Annotated in this window: 13 protein-coding genes and 1 pseudogene; 2 read left to right on the forward strand and 12 right to left on the reverse strand. The window is 47.3% G+C overall.

The features are described 5' to 3' along the window. Positions 1-188: 188 nt before the first annotated feature. Both PN462_RS03490 and PN462_RS03495 read right to left on the reverse strand, forming a co-directional pair. Positions 189-1,121, reverse strand: a complete 933-nt coding sequence (locus tag PN462_RS03490) for a DUF4007 family protein (protein WP_443029049.1) — start codon at positions 1,119-1,121, stop codon at positions 189-191. Between the two features lie 339 nt (positions 1,122-1,460). After that, a complete protein-coding gene (locus PN462_RS03495; protein ID WP_272126569.1) occupies positions 1,461-4,049 on the reverse strand; it encodes a CHAT domain-containing protein in 2,589 nt (862 codons plus the stop codon). Positions 4,050-4,504: 455 nt separating this feature from the next. Between PN462_RS03495 and PN462_RS03500 the strand changes: the two genes are divergently transcribed. After that, positions 4,505-5,866 carry a 2-succinylbenzoate--CoA ligase gene (locus tag PN462_RS03500; RefSeq protein ID WP_272126570.1) on the forward strand — a complete coding sequence of 454 codons (1,362 nt, stop codon included), beginning with the start codon at positions 4,505-4,507 and terminating at the stop codon, positions 5,864-5,866. A 48-nt stretch (positions 5,867-5,914) separates the two neighbouring features. On the opposite strand, the gene PN462_RS03505 is transcribed toward PN462_RS03500, so the two are convergent. From PN462_RS03505 to PN462_RS03515, 3 genes are all read right to left on the reverse strand, one after another. Then, positions 5,915-7,516: a GldG family protein gene (locus PN462_RS03505; protein WP_272126571.1), complete on the reverse strand. Its 1,602-nt coding sequence runs from the start codon at positions 7,514-7,516 to the stop codon at positions 5,915-5,917. 80 nt (positions 7,517-7,596) lie between these two features. After that, positions 7,597-8,394, reverse strand: a complete 798-nt coding sequence (locus PN462_RS03510) for an ABC transporter permease (RefSeq protein WP_272126572.1) — start codon at positions 8,392-8,394, stop codon at positions 7,597-7,599. Further along, positions 8,391-9,479, reverse strand: coding sequence for an ABC transporter ATP-binding protein (locus tag PN462_RS03515; RefSeq protein WP_272126573.1), 1,089 nt, complete (start codon positions 9,477-9,479; stop codon positions 8,391-8,393). Before PN462_RS03515 ends, PN462_RS03510 begins: the two co-directional genes overlap by 4 nt. A 180-nt stretch (positions 9,480-9,659) precedes the next feature. Between PN462_RS03515 and PN462_RS03520 the strand changes: the two genes are divergently transcribed. Then, positions 9,660-11,714, forward strand: a complete 2,055-nt coding sequence (locus PN462_RS03520; protein WP_272126575.1) for an S-layer homology domain-containing protein — start codon at positions 9,660-9,662, stop codon at positions 11,712-11,714. 160 nt (positions 11,715-11,874) lie between these two features. On the opposite strand, the gene PN462_RS03525 is transcribed toward PN462_RS03520, so the two are convergent. From PN462_RS03525 to PN462_RS23355, 7 genes and pseudogenes are all read right to left on the reverse strand, one after another. Then, the gene (locus tag PN462_RS03525) at positions 11,875-13,299 is read right to left on the reverse strand and encodes a Ni/Fe hydrogenase subunit alpha (protein WP_272126577.1); all 1,425 of its coding nucleotides are present in this window, start codon (positions 13,297-13,299) and stop codon (positions 11,875-11,877) included. Positions 13,300-13,356: 57 nt separating this feature from the next. After that, positions 13,357-13,689 (reverse strand): hypothetical protein, encoded by a 333-nt coding sequence (locus PN462_RS03530; protein ID WP_272126578.1) that lies wholly within the window; start codon positions 13,687-13,689, stop codon positions 13,357-13,359. A 101-nt stretch (positions 13,690-13,790) separates the two neighbouring features. After that, on the reverse strand, positions 13,791-14,339 hold the full coding sequence (locus PN462_RS03535; protein WP_272126579.1) for an oxidoreductase: 549 nt from the start codon (positions 14,337-14,339) through the stop codon (positions 13,791-13,793). A 60-nt stretch (positions 14,340-14,399) separates the two neighbouring features. Then, a complete protein-coding gene (gene hoxU / locus PN462_RS03540; RefSeq protein WP_272126581.1) occupies positions 14,400-15,116 on the reverse strand; it encodes a bidirectional hydrogenase complex protein HoxU in 717 nt (238 codons plus the stop codon). 101 nt (positions 15,117-15,217) lie between these two features. After that, positions 15,218-16,843, reverse strand: a complete 1,626-nt coding sequence (gene nuoF / locus PN462_RS03545; protein ID WP_272126582.1) for an NADH-quinone oxidoreductase subunit NuoF — start codon at positions 16,841-16,843, stop codon at positions 15,218-15,220. Between the two features lie 76 nt (positions 16,844-16,919). Beyond that, a complete protein-coding gene (gene hoxE, locus PN462_RS03550; RefSeq protein WP_272126583.1) occupies positions 16,920-17,450 on the reverse strand; it encodes a bidirectional hydrogenase complex protein HoxE in 531 nt (176 codons plus the stop codon). A gap of 373 nt (positions 17,451-17,823) precedes the next feature. Continuing rightward, positions 17,824-18,144, reverse strand: a pseudogene (locus PN462_RS23355) (zinc ribbon domain-containing protein); the annotation flags it as partial.

Below are 18,144 nucleotides of genomic sequence, written 5' to 3' on the forward strand. Positions count from 1 at the left end.
GCTAAAAGCCAAAACCCGTTAAAACGGGTTAAATTATCAGCATATTAGCCTGTTTTTAACAGGCTTATGCTCTCAGCCTTGGGTTTTAACCCAAGGTTGTCAAACAGGTTAAACCATCAGCATATTAACCTGTTTTCAACAGGCTTACGCTCTCAGCCTTGGGGTTTAACCCAAGGTTGTCATGGGGTTTAACCCACGGTTGTATAATACTCCTCTAAAATACCTTTGGCTAACTCCTGCGGTTCACCCTTAAACGTGAATTGAATTAACCCTGCACTATCTGACAGCGTAATAGCTTCGCTATTGTCCGAAACCTGCTCCAACGCATCATACATAGCACTTTCAGTGAGCTTAAACACTAACCCCGGACTGTTCTCATCGTATAATAAATGAGATAACGAGATATTGTTTGTATCCCTATCCTGAACATACTCTAAACAAGCCGCAGTAATGATTTCTGGAGGTAAATTAGCCTTAGCCCCAATGCGAAACCGATAACGGTTACTGCCTCCCACTTGTTGAATTAATCCTAACTCCGTAAAAGGGGAATCAATGGAATCTTCTAACGGGGTTTTCTTCTTGGTTTGTTCCACATACATCCTCAAGAGACAACTAATATCCTTTTTGAGGGAATTTTTCGCCACCGTCTTCTCAGACTGGGTTTGATAACGCTGGAGGCCGTCGAGTAAGTCTGCATCGGTAAACTCTACCCCCCGAAAAAGATTAAACGTATAATACCAAGTTGCCGCATCACAGGTGGGTTTTAATAAGTTCCAATGTAACAACCACAGAGAGGCCGGGTTTTCGAGAAAATTATCCCACTGGGTTAATAATTGCTGGCCAAATAGGGTGGCAGAGGCAGGCCGAGAGCGACTGGAGGCGGTGTTGTCTTCCTCTAATAGTTTAAAGGCGCGACACCAATAACGCAGCGATCGCACCATATTTTTCCCCACCCCCAACTCTACCGGAGCATCCGGTTGCACAAAGATTTCCCCATTCTCTCTGGCCTTCTCAAACCCTTTTGTTAACCACCCATAACGGGGATGAAAGGTTTCATGACGGGCAAAGGTAAAATTAACAGGGGATTCGAGGGTGGAGTGAGACGATTTTGAGTTGGCCATTTTCTCCCAAGCGAAACGCTGCATTGTCCCCCCATTTTGACATACTCACCGTCCTATAAGGACGGTGATTCTTCGGTCTTCACAGATTCCGAAATTACTGGTTCAGCGACACCACTTACTGACTCAAGTTTTCCTGAATCAACAGAGGTGGAAGTCTCCCCAGTCGTTTCCCATGCACGAGGCAGTTTCCCAATGCCCTTGGGTACTGTTCAACTCAAACATGGCTCCACTGGCCAACAACTCAAAACACTATAGCATAAATTCTTAGAGCGTGAATTCAATTGGTGAAAGTCGCCCTAGAAGGTGACTGAGCTTGTCGAAAACTTGTCACCCATGCAATCATAACCAATTGCCCACTAAAACAAACCCAGACCAATAGAAAGGATGGCGAAACCGTCCGTCTTCCCCGTTTAAAATGCTCAGTTGCGCCTCTTGGAGAGCTTTTGCTTTGGTGGTGTCGGGGTTGGATAAATTCTTGTATAAGTCACCCATTAAGTTTGAGGTGGGTTCATCTGCCGCTAACCATAAACTGGCAATGGTACTCCGGGCCCCGGCACGGACGGCCATTCCTGCGAGTCCTAGGGCGGCTCTGTCGTCTCCTGTGGCGGTTTGACAGGCACTGAGGATAAGTAACTCAATGGGAGTCAATTGCTGTGTATCGGCGCGTAAGAGGGCATTCAGTTCATCAATATTCAACTGGTCATCCCACGTTAAAATAAAGGTCTCCTCGGCTTGGGAACTAAATTGTCCGTGGGTGGCTAAATGGACAATGGGGAAGGGTTGCGTGTTGACTTGAGTATTAAATTGTTGTTCTACAAAGGAGTCATTGAGGAGGATAGCAGCAGGGACCTGTTGTTGAATTTTTTCAATTTCTTGTCGGACGTTGGGTAAGGCACTAAACCCTTGTACCGCTTGGGTGATACCTCCGCCTAAAACCGCTACGGTTTCCCGTTCTAGGGGTTTGGGGTTAATAAGGTTTAAACTGGGGGCGAGGGCGAGGCTATATTTTTCAATGAGGTATTGTTCCCCGTCGTGTAAAGCAGGGAGGGGGATGTTGCGTAAGGACCCATCTAGGACAAAAACAAGGTTTGTTGCGCCATTAGCATTTAATTGTGGCTCAATGGGGGTGATGAGCCAATTATAGATGGTTTGGGAGACTTCGAGGCGTTTACGGTTTTGTAGTCGTCCTTGGGGGGTGGCGATGTGATAGCGCATCTGGGACAAGGCTTGTTCAATGTCCTGTTTGGAGAGGGGAGTGGTATAGTTGCGCAGGGGTTGGCCGGGAAGGGCGAGGATGGTTTCGAGGCGATTTTCTAATATGATGGTGTAGAAGATGGCGGATTCTGGGTCAATTTGGTCGATCTGTTGTTCTTGTACGTCGGAACAGGCATCTCGGAAGAAGTTGTCTAGTTCGGCTAGTTGGAGGGCTTCAATGGCTTTTCTCGCTGCTTTCAGGTGGCTTTGGGTGGCATTGGGTTGCAGGAGAAGATCGACATATTGACGATAAACAGGTTCAACGCTTTCTCGGAAGGAGAATTGTAAGTCGGGGTTAATGGCTACGAGGTCACTCCGTAAGGATTGTAGCGTGGTGACGGCTTTTCCGTAAGCGGCGATCGCGCTTTCCCGTTCTTCCTGTTGTCGCAAAATTCGCCCCAGTTGCCATTGGCCCTGATAGGCAATTTCTGGGGCATTGAGCGTTTGAGCCACTAATATCCCTTTTTCGGTGGCGGTTTGCGCTTCTCCATACCGTTGATGCTGTTCGTACAGTCGCCCCAAACTCACCCATATTCGGGCTTTCGCCCTTTCATCTCCGATCATTTTAGCCTGGTCTAAGGCTTGGGCCAGTTGTTGCGCCATTTTTGCCGGGGGGAGGACGCTTTCTTCTAGCTGCATCAGGGTTTGAGTAAAGTTCAGTTGGGCATAAATGGCGGCACGATTGGCGGGTAATTGTGTGATAGTTTGTTCTAAGGTGGGGACTCGTCTTTTTAAGGTTGCAATGTCCTTTTGTTCGGCTAAAACCCTTAATTCGTTTAACTGGGCTTGCAGTTTCAGGGTAAGATTAGGGGCAGTAAGTACCGCCTGGCGATAATGGGTGAGGGCAGTTTGCAAGGAAGCTTGCAAGGATACGTCTTGAGTTTCATTGGCCTTGCTAATGCGGGCTGTGTTGCCTAAACTGATTTGAATAGAGGCAATTTGTTCTGGATTTTGCAGGGTTTGGGAAATTTGCAACCCTTTTTCAAGGGCTTGTTGCGCTTCTCCAATGCGTCCTAAGGCTCGTTGTACATCCCCTAACAGTTGTAAGGCTTGAGACTTGAGGAGGGTGTCCGGTTGGGCCGCCAGTTGCTCATTTAACGCCTCTAAACGCTCACTGGCCTGTTTGTGCATCCCCATGGCTTGCAGGGCCTGGGCTTGCCCAATTTTAGCACGGGCCATGCCCATGGTGTCGTTTTCTTGCTGATAAATCTCCCCTGCCTGTTGCCAACTTTCTGCGGCTTTTTTCGGTTGTCCTCTGGATAGGTGCAGTTGCCCCTCCACCTCGAAAATTTGCGCGAGGAGGTGTTGTTGTTCGGCAGTTTGTGCTTGTTGTTGGGTGAGAGAACGACTTTCGGTCAGGACTTGTTGAGCTGGGCTGACTTGCCCCATTTTACCATAAATTAAGGCTAAATTGCGTAAGGCGATCGCTGCCCCCATGACATCATTTTCCGTTTGTTCTTGTTCGAGGGTTCGCTGTAAGGTTAAAATCGCTTCATCATACTGTCCCATTTCATACAGTCGTTGTGCTTCACTCACCAAGAGAGTTTCGACGACTGGGGAACTATTTTGAGCGATAATAAACTCTGACTCACTGGCAAACGCGGTTTTCGGGAGACTAGCACGACTAACAATGGCACAAGAAATTAGGGTTAAAAACAGTATTTTTTTCATCATTCATTCCTCTCACAAAATCTCCAACACAACACCCCAATTTTAATAATTATGACTCCCGGTTTAATAGAACATCTGACTCTTTGTAAGCCCTTGAGAACTTCTTTTACTCCTGACAAGTTTTAGTTGCTTGTGACTCTCTCAACCCATTTTCAACGAGTTTAAACACTTAATCTTGGGTTGAACCCCAAAGCCTATCAAGATACCCTAACCTGAAAACTCAATGATGATCATTTTTAGCCAATAATAGTTTATTATATTCCCACAAAAAATAAAGCCCCTGCTTTGTAAAGTTTCATGTCCTGTATCAAAACTGCAAAATGCTGTATGCGGTTGCCCTACTTTTGGAACAACCATAAGGCTTTAACTAAGGTTCTCCCTCATAATCTGCCCCTAGCTCGTTCCATATCCCCCCCCCCTAACCAACAACCCATAACTAATAACAAACAAGCCAAAAAATGTTTCGCAGATATCTTGAAAAACGTCACATTGAAGACTGGTTTATCGGTATCAATACCTCGGAATTTTATCAACGGTGGGAGGAGTCTTGCCATATACTACAACGTTTTTCTCCGGAGTCTAAGTTATGTTTGGTAGAGTCTGACCCTTTGTTGTTTCTTGCCCGTTTCTCTGCTGCGGTTTCGCTGAATTATTCGCTCTTCCTTTGTGACCCCCATTGGGGAGAGAGGGAGTGGGAACAGGTGTTTAATGTGGTTGCACCAGATATTATCTTTTCAGAGGGGGGTTACAGGTGCGCACAGATTCCCATTATGTATGAATATAGCACAAAATATTTGAGGACGCAAGCCCCCCGGACGGGAAAAATTATGATTCCTACTGGGGGGTCATCGGGTCAGGTTCGTTTTGCCATTCATACTTGGGAAACGCTGTCTGCTGCGGTGCAGGGATTTTATCAATATTTTGGGGAAAGGCCAGTAAATTCTTATTGTGTTTTACCTCTTTATCATGTGAGTGGTTTAATGCAGTTTTTACGGTCTTTAATTACAGGGGGACGGTTTGGGGTTCAAGGATATAAGGAGATGAAGCAGGGAGGACTGTTACATATTAATCCCCAGGACTTTTTTATCTCCCTTGTTCCCACACAGTTACAACATTTATTAATTCATTTTCCGGAGTGGTTAGCCCAATTTAAAACAGTATTAGTGGGGGGCGCACCCGCTTGGGAGAGTCTCTTAAAACAGGCTAGAGACTATCAAGTGAATATTGCTCTAACTTACGGTATGACGGAGACTGCGGCACAGGTGGCGACGCTACAGCCCTCAGATTTTCTCCGAGGACTTAATAATAATGGGCGCATCCTTCCCCATTCTAACATTACCATAAAAGTAGATAAAAAAGCAAGTAATTTTTCAAAAAAAGAGGGACAAATTGTTATTCAATCCCAATCGTTATTTAAAGGCTACTATGGTCAATCATTTGAGACCAATGGGGAGTTTGTGACCGATGATTGGGGATATTTAGATGAGTCGGGATACTTACATATTTTAGGGCGTAAGAGTCAAAAAATTATTACGGGAGGTGAGAATGTTTTCCCCCAAGAAGTGGAGGGAGCAATTTGGGCAACGGGACGGGTTAAGGATGTTTGTGTGTTGGGAGTAAAAGATGATTATTGGGGGGAGGTAGTGGCAGCAGTTTATGTGCCAATTGCGCCTAATATTACGTCGGATTTGATTAAGGGGGAGTTAGTGGAGAAAGTTGCGCCGTTTAAATGTCCTAAGTCTTGGGTTAGACTGTCTAAAATTCCCCGAAATAATCGGGGAAAAGTGAATGTAAAACGGTTGCGGGAGTTGTTCAATTAACTGTTTGTTGTTTGTATAACTTCTGAGCCTTTAATCATCCATTATAAATTATCTTCTCATCCACCAAACGACCCCTGCACCCGCAAATCCGAAGAGGGGAAAAATGACTAGAGATAACCACCAAATCCACGTTCTTTGGACGGGGGTTAAATTTAAGCGTCGGTCTTGGAAGGTTTTGGGACGGATAGATAAAATGGCCTCATTTTCCTTGGCTAACCATTGTACGGAGTTGAGAAAGACATCACTATTCAATTGATCCTCAAACCAACCATTGGTGATAAATCTCCCATTGCCAAAAACCACCAATCGCGCTTCTTCGGGGGGGGCGGCTTCCTCGGTGTTGTTATTCTCTCCCTCACTTTCTTCTAACTCACGGGATAAGGCCACCCCAATATTTAACGGGCCGGCTAAATCGTCGTTGGGGTCATATTCAATGGTTTCTGATTGTAAATCTTCTTCGGCCCAACTGGTTTCATTGGTCATCACAAGGGGAGTTGCTTCTATCTCCTCCTCCTCCTGGATGACGACGGGGTGGGAGAGGGGATAGACAGATAAACCATTTTGAAACTCTAGGGTGATGGGATGAGACCCGTATTTTGTGACGAGGGGGGTGGTGGGTCCGTATCCGGTGGCGTTGCCTTCTTCGGACGCATCAATGATTAAACGGTCATCGACTTCTATTCCCCAGTCGTCGAGGAGACTACCTAACCCGGAGTCCCGGTTGGGGTCTTCTAGGATGAGGACTCCTCCTCCTAGGTTGAGGAAATTTTCGATCGCGTTAATTTCTCCCCGGAATAAGGCGCGTTCCGGACTGGCAATGACGACGACGGTGGCATCTTCGGGGACGCTGGGTTCGGTACTCAGGTCGAGGAGTTTGATCACGTAGCCTTGTTCTTCGAGACGCTGAACGGCTTCTGAGATGCCGCCAGCGACGGGTTCTAGGGGATATTCCCCATGACCTTGGAGGAAGTAAGCGACTAAGGCGCGATCGCGCAATATTTTTTCAATTCCATTGGTCAGTTGGACTTCTGATAAGGTTTCCCCCTGTCGCAATTCTAAGGTTTGAACTAACTGGGTTTTATTTTCGTATTCGAGATGGACTTCCCCTGGACTTTGTACCCCGAAACGGTTGGTAATGCCAATATTTACTTGCGGATCAACGTATTCATAGGAAAAATTCGGGCTAAGTCGGCTATAACGTTCTAATAAATCCCGATCTATGGGGTTCGGGTTGGCTTGAAATAGCCAAACTTTCATGGGTTTGGTTAAGTTTTTAACTAAACTTTGGGTTTGGGGGGCGAGGGTGAAAATTTGGGTTTCGGTGAGGTCAACTTTCACCGGGTAACGGACGGCTAAAAAGTTGATTAATCCCAAGATGGCTAAAACGGCTAAGGTGGCGATTAATGCGTCTGTTCCCACTTGGGTTGACCGTTGTCGTAGGAGTCCTTGAAAGACACCACTCCAAAAGCCTAAACCCAGAATAATAATTAGACTCCCGACTAATATTAGTGTAATGGCAATGGGCGAACTCATCCCCGTTATTGCCCCCACGACTAGCCCTGCGACGGCGAGTAATGGACCAAACCAAATCAGGTATCGCCAAATTTTGCGATCCAATTGGGGCAGTTTTACGGGGCTTTTTTTGTTCATAGATCAGGGAGATTGGTAATTAACAATTTTGGGGATAGGGAAGATAGGGAAGATAGGAAAAACAAACCACAAACAATAACCTAAGACCGTTGAAACCTCAGAGCTTCAATGGATTGTGCGGTGAGGAAGATTCCTAGAATAATATAACTGGCAAATAAGACTAAACTGCTACTATCTAGGACTCCTTGCACTAGGGTATCGTAATGTTTAATTAGGGAAAGGTGGTTTAAAATCGCCCCTAATGGTTGGGGTAAACTATTGGCGATAATGTCTAAAATGCCTAGGAAAATAATTAAAGCAAAAGTTAGAATGGCGGCAATTAAAGAACTATTGGTGAGGGAAGAAATAAACATTCCCAGAGAGAGGAGGGAGGCCGCTAATAAAATTAGTCCTAAATGGGCTGTGAGTGGCACTGCGGGGGGGACAGGAGGATCAGCGCGACTCAAGGCGATCGCTTCGTATAATAACAACGGCACTAACAGGGTAATATAAAACGTGACCACCCCTAATAACTTCCCTAGGGCAACCACCCAGTTGGTGATCGGGGAAGTGGCTAAAAGTTCCAAGGTGCGGCTTTTTCGTTCTTCAGCATACAGTCCCATGGACAGTAGGGGAAGAATAAACGAAGTAATTGACCCAATGACACTGAGAAACCGTACCAGAAAAATATACGGCACATCAATGGGAGACATGGGGACCCCATACTGTTCATTGGTGGCAATTTCTTGCAAAATACCTTGGTCACTAAGGAGTAAAAAAACAAAAACTGCTCCCGAAATTAGCCAAAATACCCCGGCCACAACATAAGCAAGGGGAGACGCGAAATAACTTTGCAGTTCTTTACGGAAAATTGCGTAAATATTAGCCAGAACTATCACGAGTCGTTTTTCAGTGTTGGGTGGTCAGAAGAAGATGGGGGTTGAGAGTTGGAGGGGGTTGCCTCGGACTCTGGTGAGTCATCTTCAGAGGTGGAGGTGAGAGAAACTTGTTCACTCAGAGGAGTCTCTTGGAGGTCTAGGGTTGCTTCTTCGGTGGTTAATTCGAGGAAAACATCCTCTAAACTGGGTCGGGTGCGTCGCATTTCGTAGAGTCCCAGTCCGGTATCTTTGACCACTACGGAAGCAATATCTCGACCTAAGTCTGGGTTGTTAGACTCGGTAGTGATGCGGATGAGATGATGATTTTGTTGAGGTTGGGGAAGGACTTCGGCAGATTTTACCCCTGGAATGACTTGTAAGAGGGGTTGAACGAGTTCTGCATTGCCTTCTACCTCTAATTCATACCCCCGACTGGCGGATAATTGGGCCATGAGGTTATCGGGGGTATTGGTAGCCACCACATTCCCTTGATTGATAATAGTCACACGATCGCAAGTCATGCTCACTTCTGGCAAAATATGGGTCGAAAGAATAATAGTATGTTCCCCGGCTAAACTTTTAATTAAATTGCGCACTTCAATAATTTGTCGGGGATCAAGACCCACGGTGGGTTCATCTAGAATAATCACTGGGGGATTATGGACAATGGCCTGAGCAATGCCCACACGCTGACGAAACCCTTTCGAGAGTTTGTGAATGAGGACTTTTTGCTTTTCTTGCAGGTTACAGCGTTGAATGGCCCATTGGACTTGAGGGGCGCGATCGCCGGCTGAAACCCCCTTAATTCGCGCCACAAAGAACAAAAACCCCTCCACGGTCATTTCATCGTAGAGTGGGGGAATTTCCGGCAAATAGCCAATACGCTGCCGGACTTGCATAGACTGTTCATGGACATCATACCCGGCAATGCGGGCGGTTCCGGTAGTCGCAGGTAAATACCCGGACAAAATCCGCATCGTCGTTGTTTTCCCGGCCCCATTGGGTCCGAGAAACCCCACAATTTCCCCATCTTCAACAGAAAAATCGACATCCTGAATTGCTGGGGTTGAGCCATAAATTTTACTCAAATGCTCTGCTTCAATCATAATTTTGGTTAGGACAGGTCGCTTTGAGGACGTAAATCAATGACCCGGCACGCCATTCAACTGCAAGACAAGAATATCATTTCCGGTCAATAGTCCACAGTAGTAGAGTTGATCGTTGATGGTTGATCGTTGATAGTTGATAGTTGAACCACAAAGATACAATAGGAATTCCGTCGGTGTATGGCCACCTTTTATATTAATCCAACCACAGGAAGCGATCGCGCAGCAGGAACTCGCCAAGCCCCTTGGCAAACCCTCACCTACGCGCTGAGTCAAGCCACCGCCAACACCCTGATCTACTTAGCTCAGGGAACTTATGACACCAGCAGTGGGGAGAAGTTCCCGTTTCTTGTTCCGGTTGGGGTGACAATTATTGGCGATGAACCCAGTAAAGGCCGCAATATTATCCTGTCTGGGGGAGGAGACTATCAGAGTCCCACCTTTCGACGGCAGAATATTACCCTCTTAGCCAGCGATCGCACCCAATTACGAGGCATCACCCTCACCAACCCCAAAACCAAGGGGATTGGCCTCTGGATAGAGTCCGCATCGCCCATTCTCGCCAATCTCACCGTCCACCATTGTACCCTCGCGGGAATTGTCGTCACCGGGACCAGCAAACCCATTATTCGGGATAGTCACCTGGCCCACAATGGCTCAACGGGCCTATTTTTACGACGGAATGCCAAAGGGGAAATGCGGCGCAATCTCTGTCAAGATACAGGGTATGGGATTACAGTGAGTGACGAGAGTGCGCCTCTGTTGTCCGATAACCGCCTCCTAACCAACCGGGCGGGGATTTACCTCTCTCACCAAGCCAAACCCGTTATTCGGCGTAATCTCATCGAGAAGAATAAAGTAACAGGCATTGTCCTCAAAGAAAACGCCCAACCCTATCTCGGCAGTCCCCAAGACCCCGCTTTAAATATTATTCGAGACAATGAACACATTGACCTACAACACGAAGGGGCCCAACTCCTTACCCTAGCGGGGAATGAGTTAAACCAACGTCGTGTCCGAGGAAACGTTGAATTTGCCCAGACTGATCTTCCCCTAGGGAGTACCGGCCCCAGCCAATTCCCGGATATTCAAGGCCATTGGGCCACTGATTTTATTGATGAATTGGTGAAACGGGGCTTAATTCGCGGCTTTCCCGATGGAACATTTAAACCAGACCATCCCCTCACCCGTGCTGAATATGCCGTTTTAGTCTCTCATACCTTCGACTTGCCCCGACAGTTGGGGACCCAGCGGGTTTTTCGGGATGTGTCCGATGGCTTCTGGGCCGCCGAGGTCATTCGCAAAGCGGCGGATATGGGGTTTATAGCGGGATATGGGGATGGCACATTTCGCCCCCAAGAAAATATTAGTCGGGGGCAGGTGTTGGTGTCCCTGGTGAATGGGTTAGGGTTGACGGGCGGGAGTATGGCCGGGTTGCAATTATTCCGCGATCGCGCCCAAATTCCCAGTTATGCTACCACTGCGATCGCCATTGCCACCGAAAAACAATTAGTCGTCAACCACCCCCACTTAAACCAACTCCAACCCCTCCAAGACACCACAAGAGCCGAAATCACCGCCTTTCTCTATCAAGCCCTAGTCGCCACCGGAAAGGCCCGGCCTTTGCCCTCTGCCTATATTGTGGACCCCTCCCCCGTCCTTCCCACCTTTACCGATATTCAAAACCACTGGGCCAAAGAATTTATTATCCGGTTAGCCCATGCAGACCTCGTAAGTGGCTTTGGTAACGGCACATTTCAACCCGATGCCCCCATTAACCGGGCCCAATATGCTGCGTTATTAGTGAAAGTCTTTAACCCCCCTCCCATCCGCCCCGCCAGTCAATTCTTAGACGTACCCACCTATTTTTGGGGTCATGGGGCTATTTTACAAGCCTATCGTGCGGGCTTCATTTCCGGTTTCCCCGATCGCACCTTTCACCCCGAACAAAAATTACGCCGCATTCACTTAATTATTTCCCTCGCCAATGGTTTATCCTTACCAGAGAGTGACCCCTCGGTGTTAAGAGTGTACGAGGATCAATGGGACATCCCCACCTATGCCCAAAACGCCGTCGCCGCCGCCACCAAAGCCAACATTATCGTTAATCACCCCAACCCCCAACAGTTAGACCCCAAAGCCGATGCGACTCGCGCTGAAGCCGTTGCCATGGCCTATCAAGCCTTAGTCTATCAAGGGAAAATGAGTCCTTTGGCCTTAATCAGTAAACAGTAATCAGTAAACAGGAAACAGGAAACAGTAATCAGTATCCCAAGGCAGAGGGCAGAGGGCAGAAGGACTGAAGAAAGAAGAAGCATAAATTAGGGTGGGCAATGCCCACCCCCTGTCAAGATATCGTCAAGATATAGCGAGATTTCCTCACCATGCTTATCGCTTAACCCCGATACACCTCATTTAAAACCTGACCATCAGCCCCAATGAGTTGCACCTGTAACGGCATTTGGCCCGCCGCATGAGTTGAACAACTTAAACAAGGATCAAAACAGCGAATCCCCGCCTCTACCCGGTTGAGCATCCCTTCAGGAATCTCATTCCCATGAATATAATGTTGGGCAATTTGCTTGATGGTTTTATTCATTGCTAAGTTATTTTGTCCCGTCGCAATGATCAAATTTACCTTCTCAATTAAGCCATTCTCATCTACATTGTAATGATGGAATAACGTCCCGCGAGGAGCTTCACTCACCCCAATTCCCTCTAAAGCATTAATCCCCGCATCGGACCGGACTCGCGGATTTTGAATGTCGGGGTCTTCCATCAGGGCTTGGATTTTCTCTAAACAGGCTAAAATCTCAATCAGTCGGGCATAGTGATAGAGGAAAGAAGAAGTCGGGACCCCGCCTCCCCGGTGGCGTAATTCCTGTAACTCCCGATCTGCGGCTTCTGTGCCAATATAATCACAGGTATTCAACCGGGCCAAAGGTCCCACCCGATAAATGCCGTCGGGATAGCCTAACGGCTTATAATAGGGGAATTTCAAATAAGACCAGGGTTCGACGGATTCGCCAATATAATCCTGGTAATTATCTTCACTCAATCCATCGGCGATAATATTCCCGCTACTATCCCGAAAGCGGATTTTGCCGCCATAATGTTCCCATTCGCCATTATCCCCCACGAGACTCATAAACAAAGAGGGAAATTGCCCAAATTGTTCTACTTCTGTGTTGAATTGGTCGAGAAGTTTTTTGAATAAATCAATGGCGGTGTGAATGGTATCAAAGGACTCTGGCAAACGGTCTGTAATCCATTGTTTGGCATCGTCCGATAAAGGAGTCCGAACCCCCCCAGGAACCGCCCAGGCCGCGTGAATTTTTCTTGCTCCTAATAATTCAATCACGGTTTGACCAAATTGCCGTAAGCGAATGCCAGCCCGCGCTAAGTCGGGATCATTGGCAATTAATCCAAATACATTCCGCTTGGCGGGATCACTATCCCATCCCAATAAAAAGTCAGGACTACTTAAATGGAAAAAAGATAGAGCATGGGATTGGGTGATTTGCCCTAAGTTCATTAAACGGCGCAGTTTTTCCCCGGTGGGGGGGACATTTACGGCTAAAATTTTATCTCCGGTTTTAGCAGCGGCCAGCAGGTGACTCACGGGACAAATGCCGCAAATTCGGGCGGTAATGCCTGCCATTTCTGTGAAAGGCCGTCCCTCACAAAATTTCTCAAATCCTCGATATTCGACGACATGAAAGCGAGCATCTTCCACTTCCCCGGCATCATCCAAAAAGAGGGAAATTTTGGCATGACCTTCAATACGGGTGATGGGATCAATTACAACAGTTTTACTCATTTCTCTGTCCTCCACTCAAATCTTTTTATTGACAAATTGCACATTTTGTGCAGTAAATTATTCTTCTGCCACACAAGACTCAATGGTGTCGAGTAACCCGGTCATTTGCTCTTGGGTGACATTACCTTGGGCAATGCTTTGGGCAATTTCGGTATATTCCTGATAGGTATAATTGGCTTGAATTTGCGTGATCATACACTGACAGGAGGTTTCTGCGACATCTTCAGGAAGTCCTTGATCTGTGGCTGATAACCGACAACTTTCTAGAAAGTCTGCCAAAAAATTCTCAGGATATTGGGCAGGTTGAGAGGTTTGGGCCTGTAGCGTTGTTCCGGTGAAAGTCGTTGCCACAGCAAGGGAGAAAGCGGTCAAGGTAGCAGTTAAGTTCATGTTTGTTGGTGGTTGGTTGTTGGTTGTTGGTTCTTTGTGAATAAGGGAATAGTAATCAGTAATCAATTATCCATTCCCCATTCCCCATTCCCCATTCCCCATTACCCAAATTTCAACATTTCTCGCCCTTCCATAGCGGGTTCTTTACCGTTTAAAAGGGGTTCGATGGTGGCTTTAATGCGGTCGGCAGAGGGAGGACAACCTGGCATAAAAATATCAATGGGAACGACTTGGTGAACGGGAATCACTTGGTCTAAGAGTTCCGGAACAATTCCTGGTTCATGGGGAAGTTGGGGAGAATTATCCCCTAATTCAATATAACCCCGTTTTAACACAGGGTCTCGTCCGCCCAACATATTCCGCATGGCGGGAATATTGGCCGTTACGGCACAATCCCCAAAGGAAATGAGGGTTTTGGTGCGATCGCGGACTTGTTGAATTAATTCTAGATTATCTTCATTAGCCACACCGCCTTCAACCAGGCAAACATCCACATTTTCCGGATAGTCTTTTAAGTCTGATCCGACGGGACTATAGACCACATCGACTTGATCCGCGAGTTCGATTAACCATTCATCCATATCCAAGAAAGACATATGGCAACCCGAACAACCCGCTAACCAGATAGTGGCAAAACGTATTTTAGACATGAAATCAATTCCTCTCGCTTAGAATCAGCAAATTACTCGACAATGAAACAAAACACTTCTTTACCGTGTCCATTCCTGTTTCTCTCTGGCATTAATTAAGAAGGATAACTTGGCGCGATCGCCCAATTTTTCTGCCGTCGTTGTTCCTTGGCGGAAAATCGCCCCCGTCGGACAAGCATCCACACATTTCCCACAGGAAGTACAAGCATCAACTTCGCCCCAGGGTTGATCCAATCCAGAAATGATGTAACATTGTTCTCCCCGTTGGCCCACATCCCAAACATGGGCCCCTTCAATTTCATCACAAACCCGCACACAGCGTGTACAGAGAATACAACGGTTATGATCAATGGCAAATTCCGGGTGAGATAAGTCCATTCCCCGGTCCGGGAAGCGATAATCAAAGCGGGTATGATCCATCCCCACTTCAATGGCCGCATCCTGTAACTCACAGTTATTATTAGCCACGCAGAAAGAACACATATGATTCCCTTCTGCAAACAGCAATTCCACCGTCATACGGCGATATTCTTGCAAGCGAGGGGTATTCGTTTCAACTTCCATCCCTTCGCCAATCTCCGTGACACAGGCCGGCAGGAGTTTATTAATTCCCTTAATTTCCACAAGACAGAGACGACAGGCCCCCACATCCGTCACCCCTTCTAGGTGGCAAAGGGTGGGAATGGGGATGCCTTCCTCTTTGGCAACTTGTAGAATACTTTTTCCCGCTTCGGCAGCGATGTCTTGACCGTTGATTTTTAAAGTTTTAACAGACATGATCTCCTTTCTGACCCAATGATAGTGAGAATAAACATTAACCCGGTTGGGGATGAGGGGTTAATTGAGATTGGTGAGAAGCGTCCTGTTGGGCCGCCTCTTTATCCAATCGTGACCTTTCCATTCACCTGACTGTAACCCCGTTCTTGTAACAACTCCTCGTATTCGTCACGGAAATAGCGCAAGGTACTCACCACTGGACTAGGGGCCGTCATACCTAAGCCACACAAACTGGTACTTTTCACCATCTCGCAAAGGGCTTCCATTTTCGCTAAATCAGCCGCCGTGGCTTGTTTCTTGAGGAGTTTAGTCAACAGGGCATAAAGTTGTTCAGTTCCGGCCCGACAGGGGATACATTTCCCGCAACTTTCCTCCCGGCAGAAGTCCATATAAAACTGGGCAATGGCGACCATTGATGTGCCTTTATCCATAACCACCATTCCCCCGGACCCCATCATAGACCCAACTTCTTTCAGGGAGTCATAGTCCACCGGAGTATCTAGCAAGTTTTCGGGAATACACCCCCCAGACGGGCCCCCCGTTTGTACCGCTTTCACCTCTCCGTCAGGGACTCCGCCGCCCATTTCTTCGACAATTTCCCGCAGGGTAATGCCCATGGGAACTTCAATCAGACCATTATTTTCAATTTTCCCCGTGAGGGCGAAAATTTTCGTCCCTTTACTATTTTCTGTGCCAATACCGGAGAACCACTCAGACCCGCGTTCGACAATGGGGGGAATATTGCCGAAGGTTTCGACGTTGTTAATGAGAGTTGGATAGGTCCAAAGTCCTTTTTCTGCCGGGTAGGGAGGCCGAGGAACCGGGTTGCCGCGACGGCCTTCAATGGACTGAATGAGGGCGGTTTCTTCCCCGCAAACAAAGGCCCCCGCCCCAATGCGGATGTCAATTTTAAAATCAAAGGGAGAGTCTAAAATTTGACTGCCTAACAGGTTGTATTTTTTCGCCTGTTTAATGGCTTTTTCGAGGCGTTTGATAGCGAGGGGATATTCAGCGCGAACGTAGATATAGCCATGTTCTGCCCCTACGGCATAGGCGGCAATGGCCATCCCTTCAATGACGCGATGGGGGTCACTTTCTAGGACACTGCGGTCCATGAATGCCCCTGGGTCGCCTTCATCCCCGTTACAGATTAAATATTTCCGTTCCCCAGGCATTTTGGCCACGGTCGCCCATTTTAACCCAGTGGGGAAACCGCCTCCGCCCCGACCCCGTAAGCCGCTTTGGCGCACTTCTTCGACAATTTCTTCTGGGGTCATGTCATAGAGGGCTTTACACAAAGCCTGATAGCCCCCAAAGGCGATATAGTCTTCAATGCGTTCTGGGTCAACTTTACCGCTATTTTCCCGCACAATGGGCATTTGGCGGCTGAAAAAGGGGTGGTGCAGGTTGCCTTGGGCTGCGCTGGCGTTGCCCCCTTTTAAGCTGGAAATGATCCCCTCTGCTTGGTCTGGGGTGACGGTTTCGTAGAGTTGGTTATCGGGCTCTATTTCGACGAGAGGCCCGTTGCCGCAAAACCCCATACAGCCCACACCTACGATGTCCACTTCATCGCTGAGTCCTTGTTCTTTGGCGGCTTTGGTGAGGTTCTTTTTCACATCGAGGGAACTGGCGGCTTGACACCCGGTTGAGGTACAACAGTGAATGCGGTGGCGTTTCCGTTGATTTTTTTCCGCTTCGGCTATTTCTAGTAAGCCTTCTCTATCCATAATGCTTTACTCCTTAGTCATTGAGAGTCGTTGAGAGTTGTTGAAAGGGGAATAGTGGGTTTAACCCGCTAGGGGACTATTCGCTTTGTAATTTTTTGAGTTTGGCGACGGTACTTTCGGGGGTTTGTTTGCCTTGGACTGTGCCATCTAGGACTACTGCGGGGGCGATGCCACAGGCCCCGATACAACGGGCAGAGAGTAGGGACACTTTGCCGTCTTCGGTGGTTTCGCCAACTTTCACATTGAGGTCTTGTTCAATTTGTTCGATAATTTTGTCTCCCCCTTTCACGTAACAAGCGGTCCCCATGCAAACTACGCAGTTATGTTCGCCACCGGGTTTGAGGGAAAAGAGGTGATAGAAGGTGGCTACGCCATAGACTCGACTGAGGGGGAGTTTGAGTTCTTTGGCAATGTATTCGAGGATTTCTAGTTCGAGATAGCCAAAGGACTCTTGGGCTTTGTGTAGGACCTCGATGAGGGAGTCCTGGCGGTAATGGTTACGCTTCATGGTGACATCGAGGACTTTGAGGCGTTTGTCTTTTTGAGGGGGTTTCTGCTTGGGGTTGCTGTTGGTTTGGGTTGGGGCTTGGGTTTGTGTCGCAGACATAAGTTATTCCTTTTAGTGATGAGAAAACAAGTTATGAGGGAAGATAGAAGAATGTTGTTTCGGGTATCGTGTCGCTTGACTTCGTTTTCTATTGTGACGCTTCCTTTTTTCTAAGCAGGGGAAATTTAGATTTATTCAATATTTTCTAAAAAAGTTAACTGAATTACGCAATGTTTTGATTGTTTTAAGGGGAGGGGTTCTGGGGAGGTTGGCTGATCTGATCTGTAATATATTTTCTCTCTTATCCTTGTATTTCGAGTGTTCTAGCTTTTGAGGAATGGTTGCAATGGGAGATTTTTTACCGTCTTTGGTATAGGAAATAACATTGAGGTCTAGGGGGAAAGGGATTAAGAGAGATTTGACACTCCACGCCCTAGAAGGACGTGGATTCTTCATTCATAGACCCAACTTGCTTTGGCAGGATCACTCCAACCAAAGTAGAGGTCGAATCTCAGTCCCGCGTTCAGGTCCAAGACCCAAGTTCCGCTATGCTAAGCGCGTACTCAAAGCTAATTTCAGAATATTAATGGCAGCATTCCAGTCTCTGTCTAGGGTGAACCCACATTGACAAACATGAGTCCGAGTCGATAGAGATTTTTTGACAATTGCGCCACAGTTAGAGCATTGTTGGCTGGTATGAGCAGGGTTAACAGCAATTGTCACCTTGCCAAACTTACCCCCGAAATACTCTAAC

Source organism: Spirulina sp. CS-785/01 (assembly GCF_028330525.1).
Lineage (GTDB): Bacteria > Cyanobacteriota > Cyanobacteriia > Cyanobacteriales > Spirulinaceae > JAQMSD01.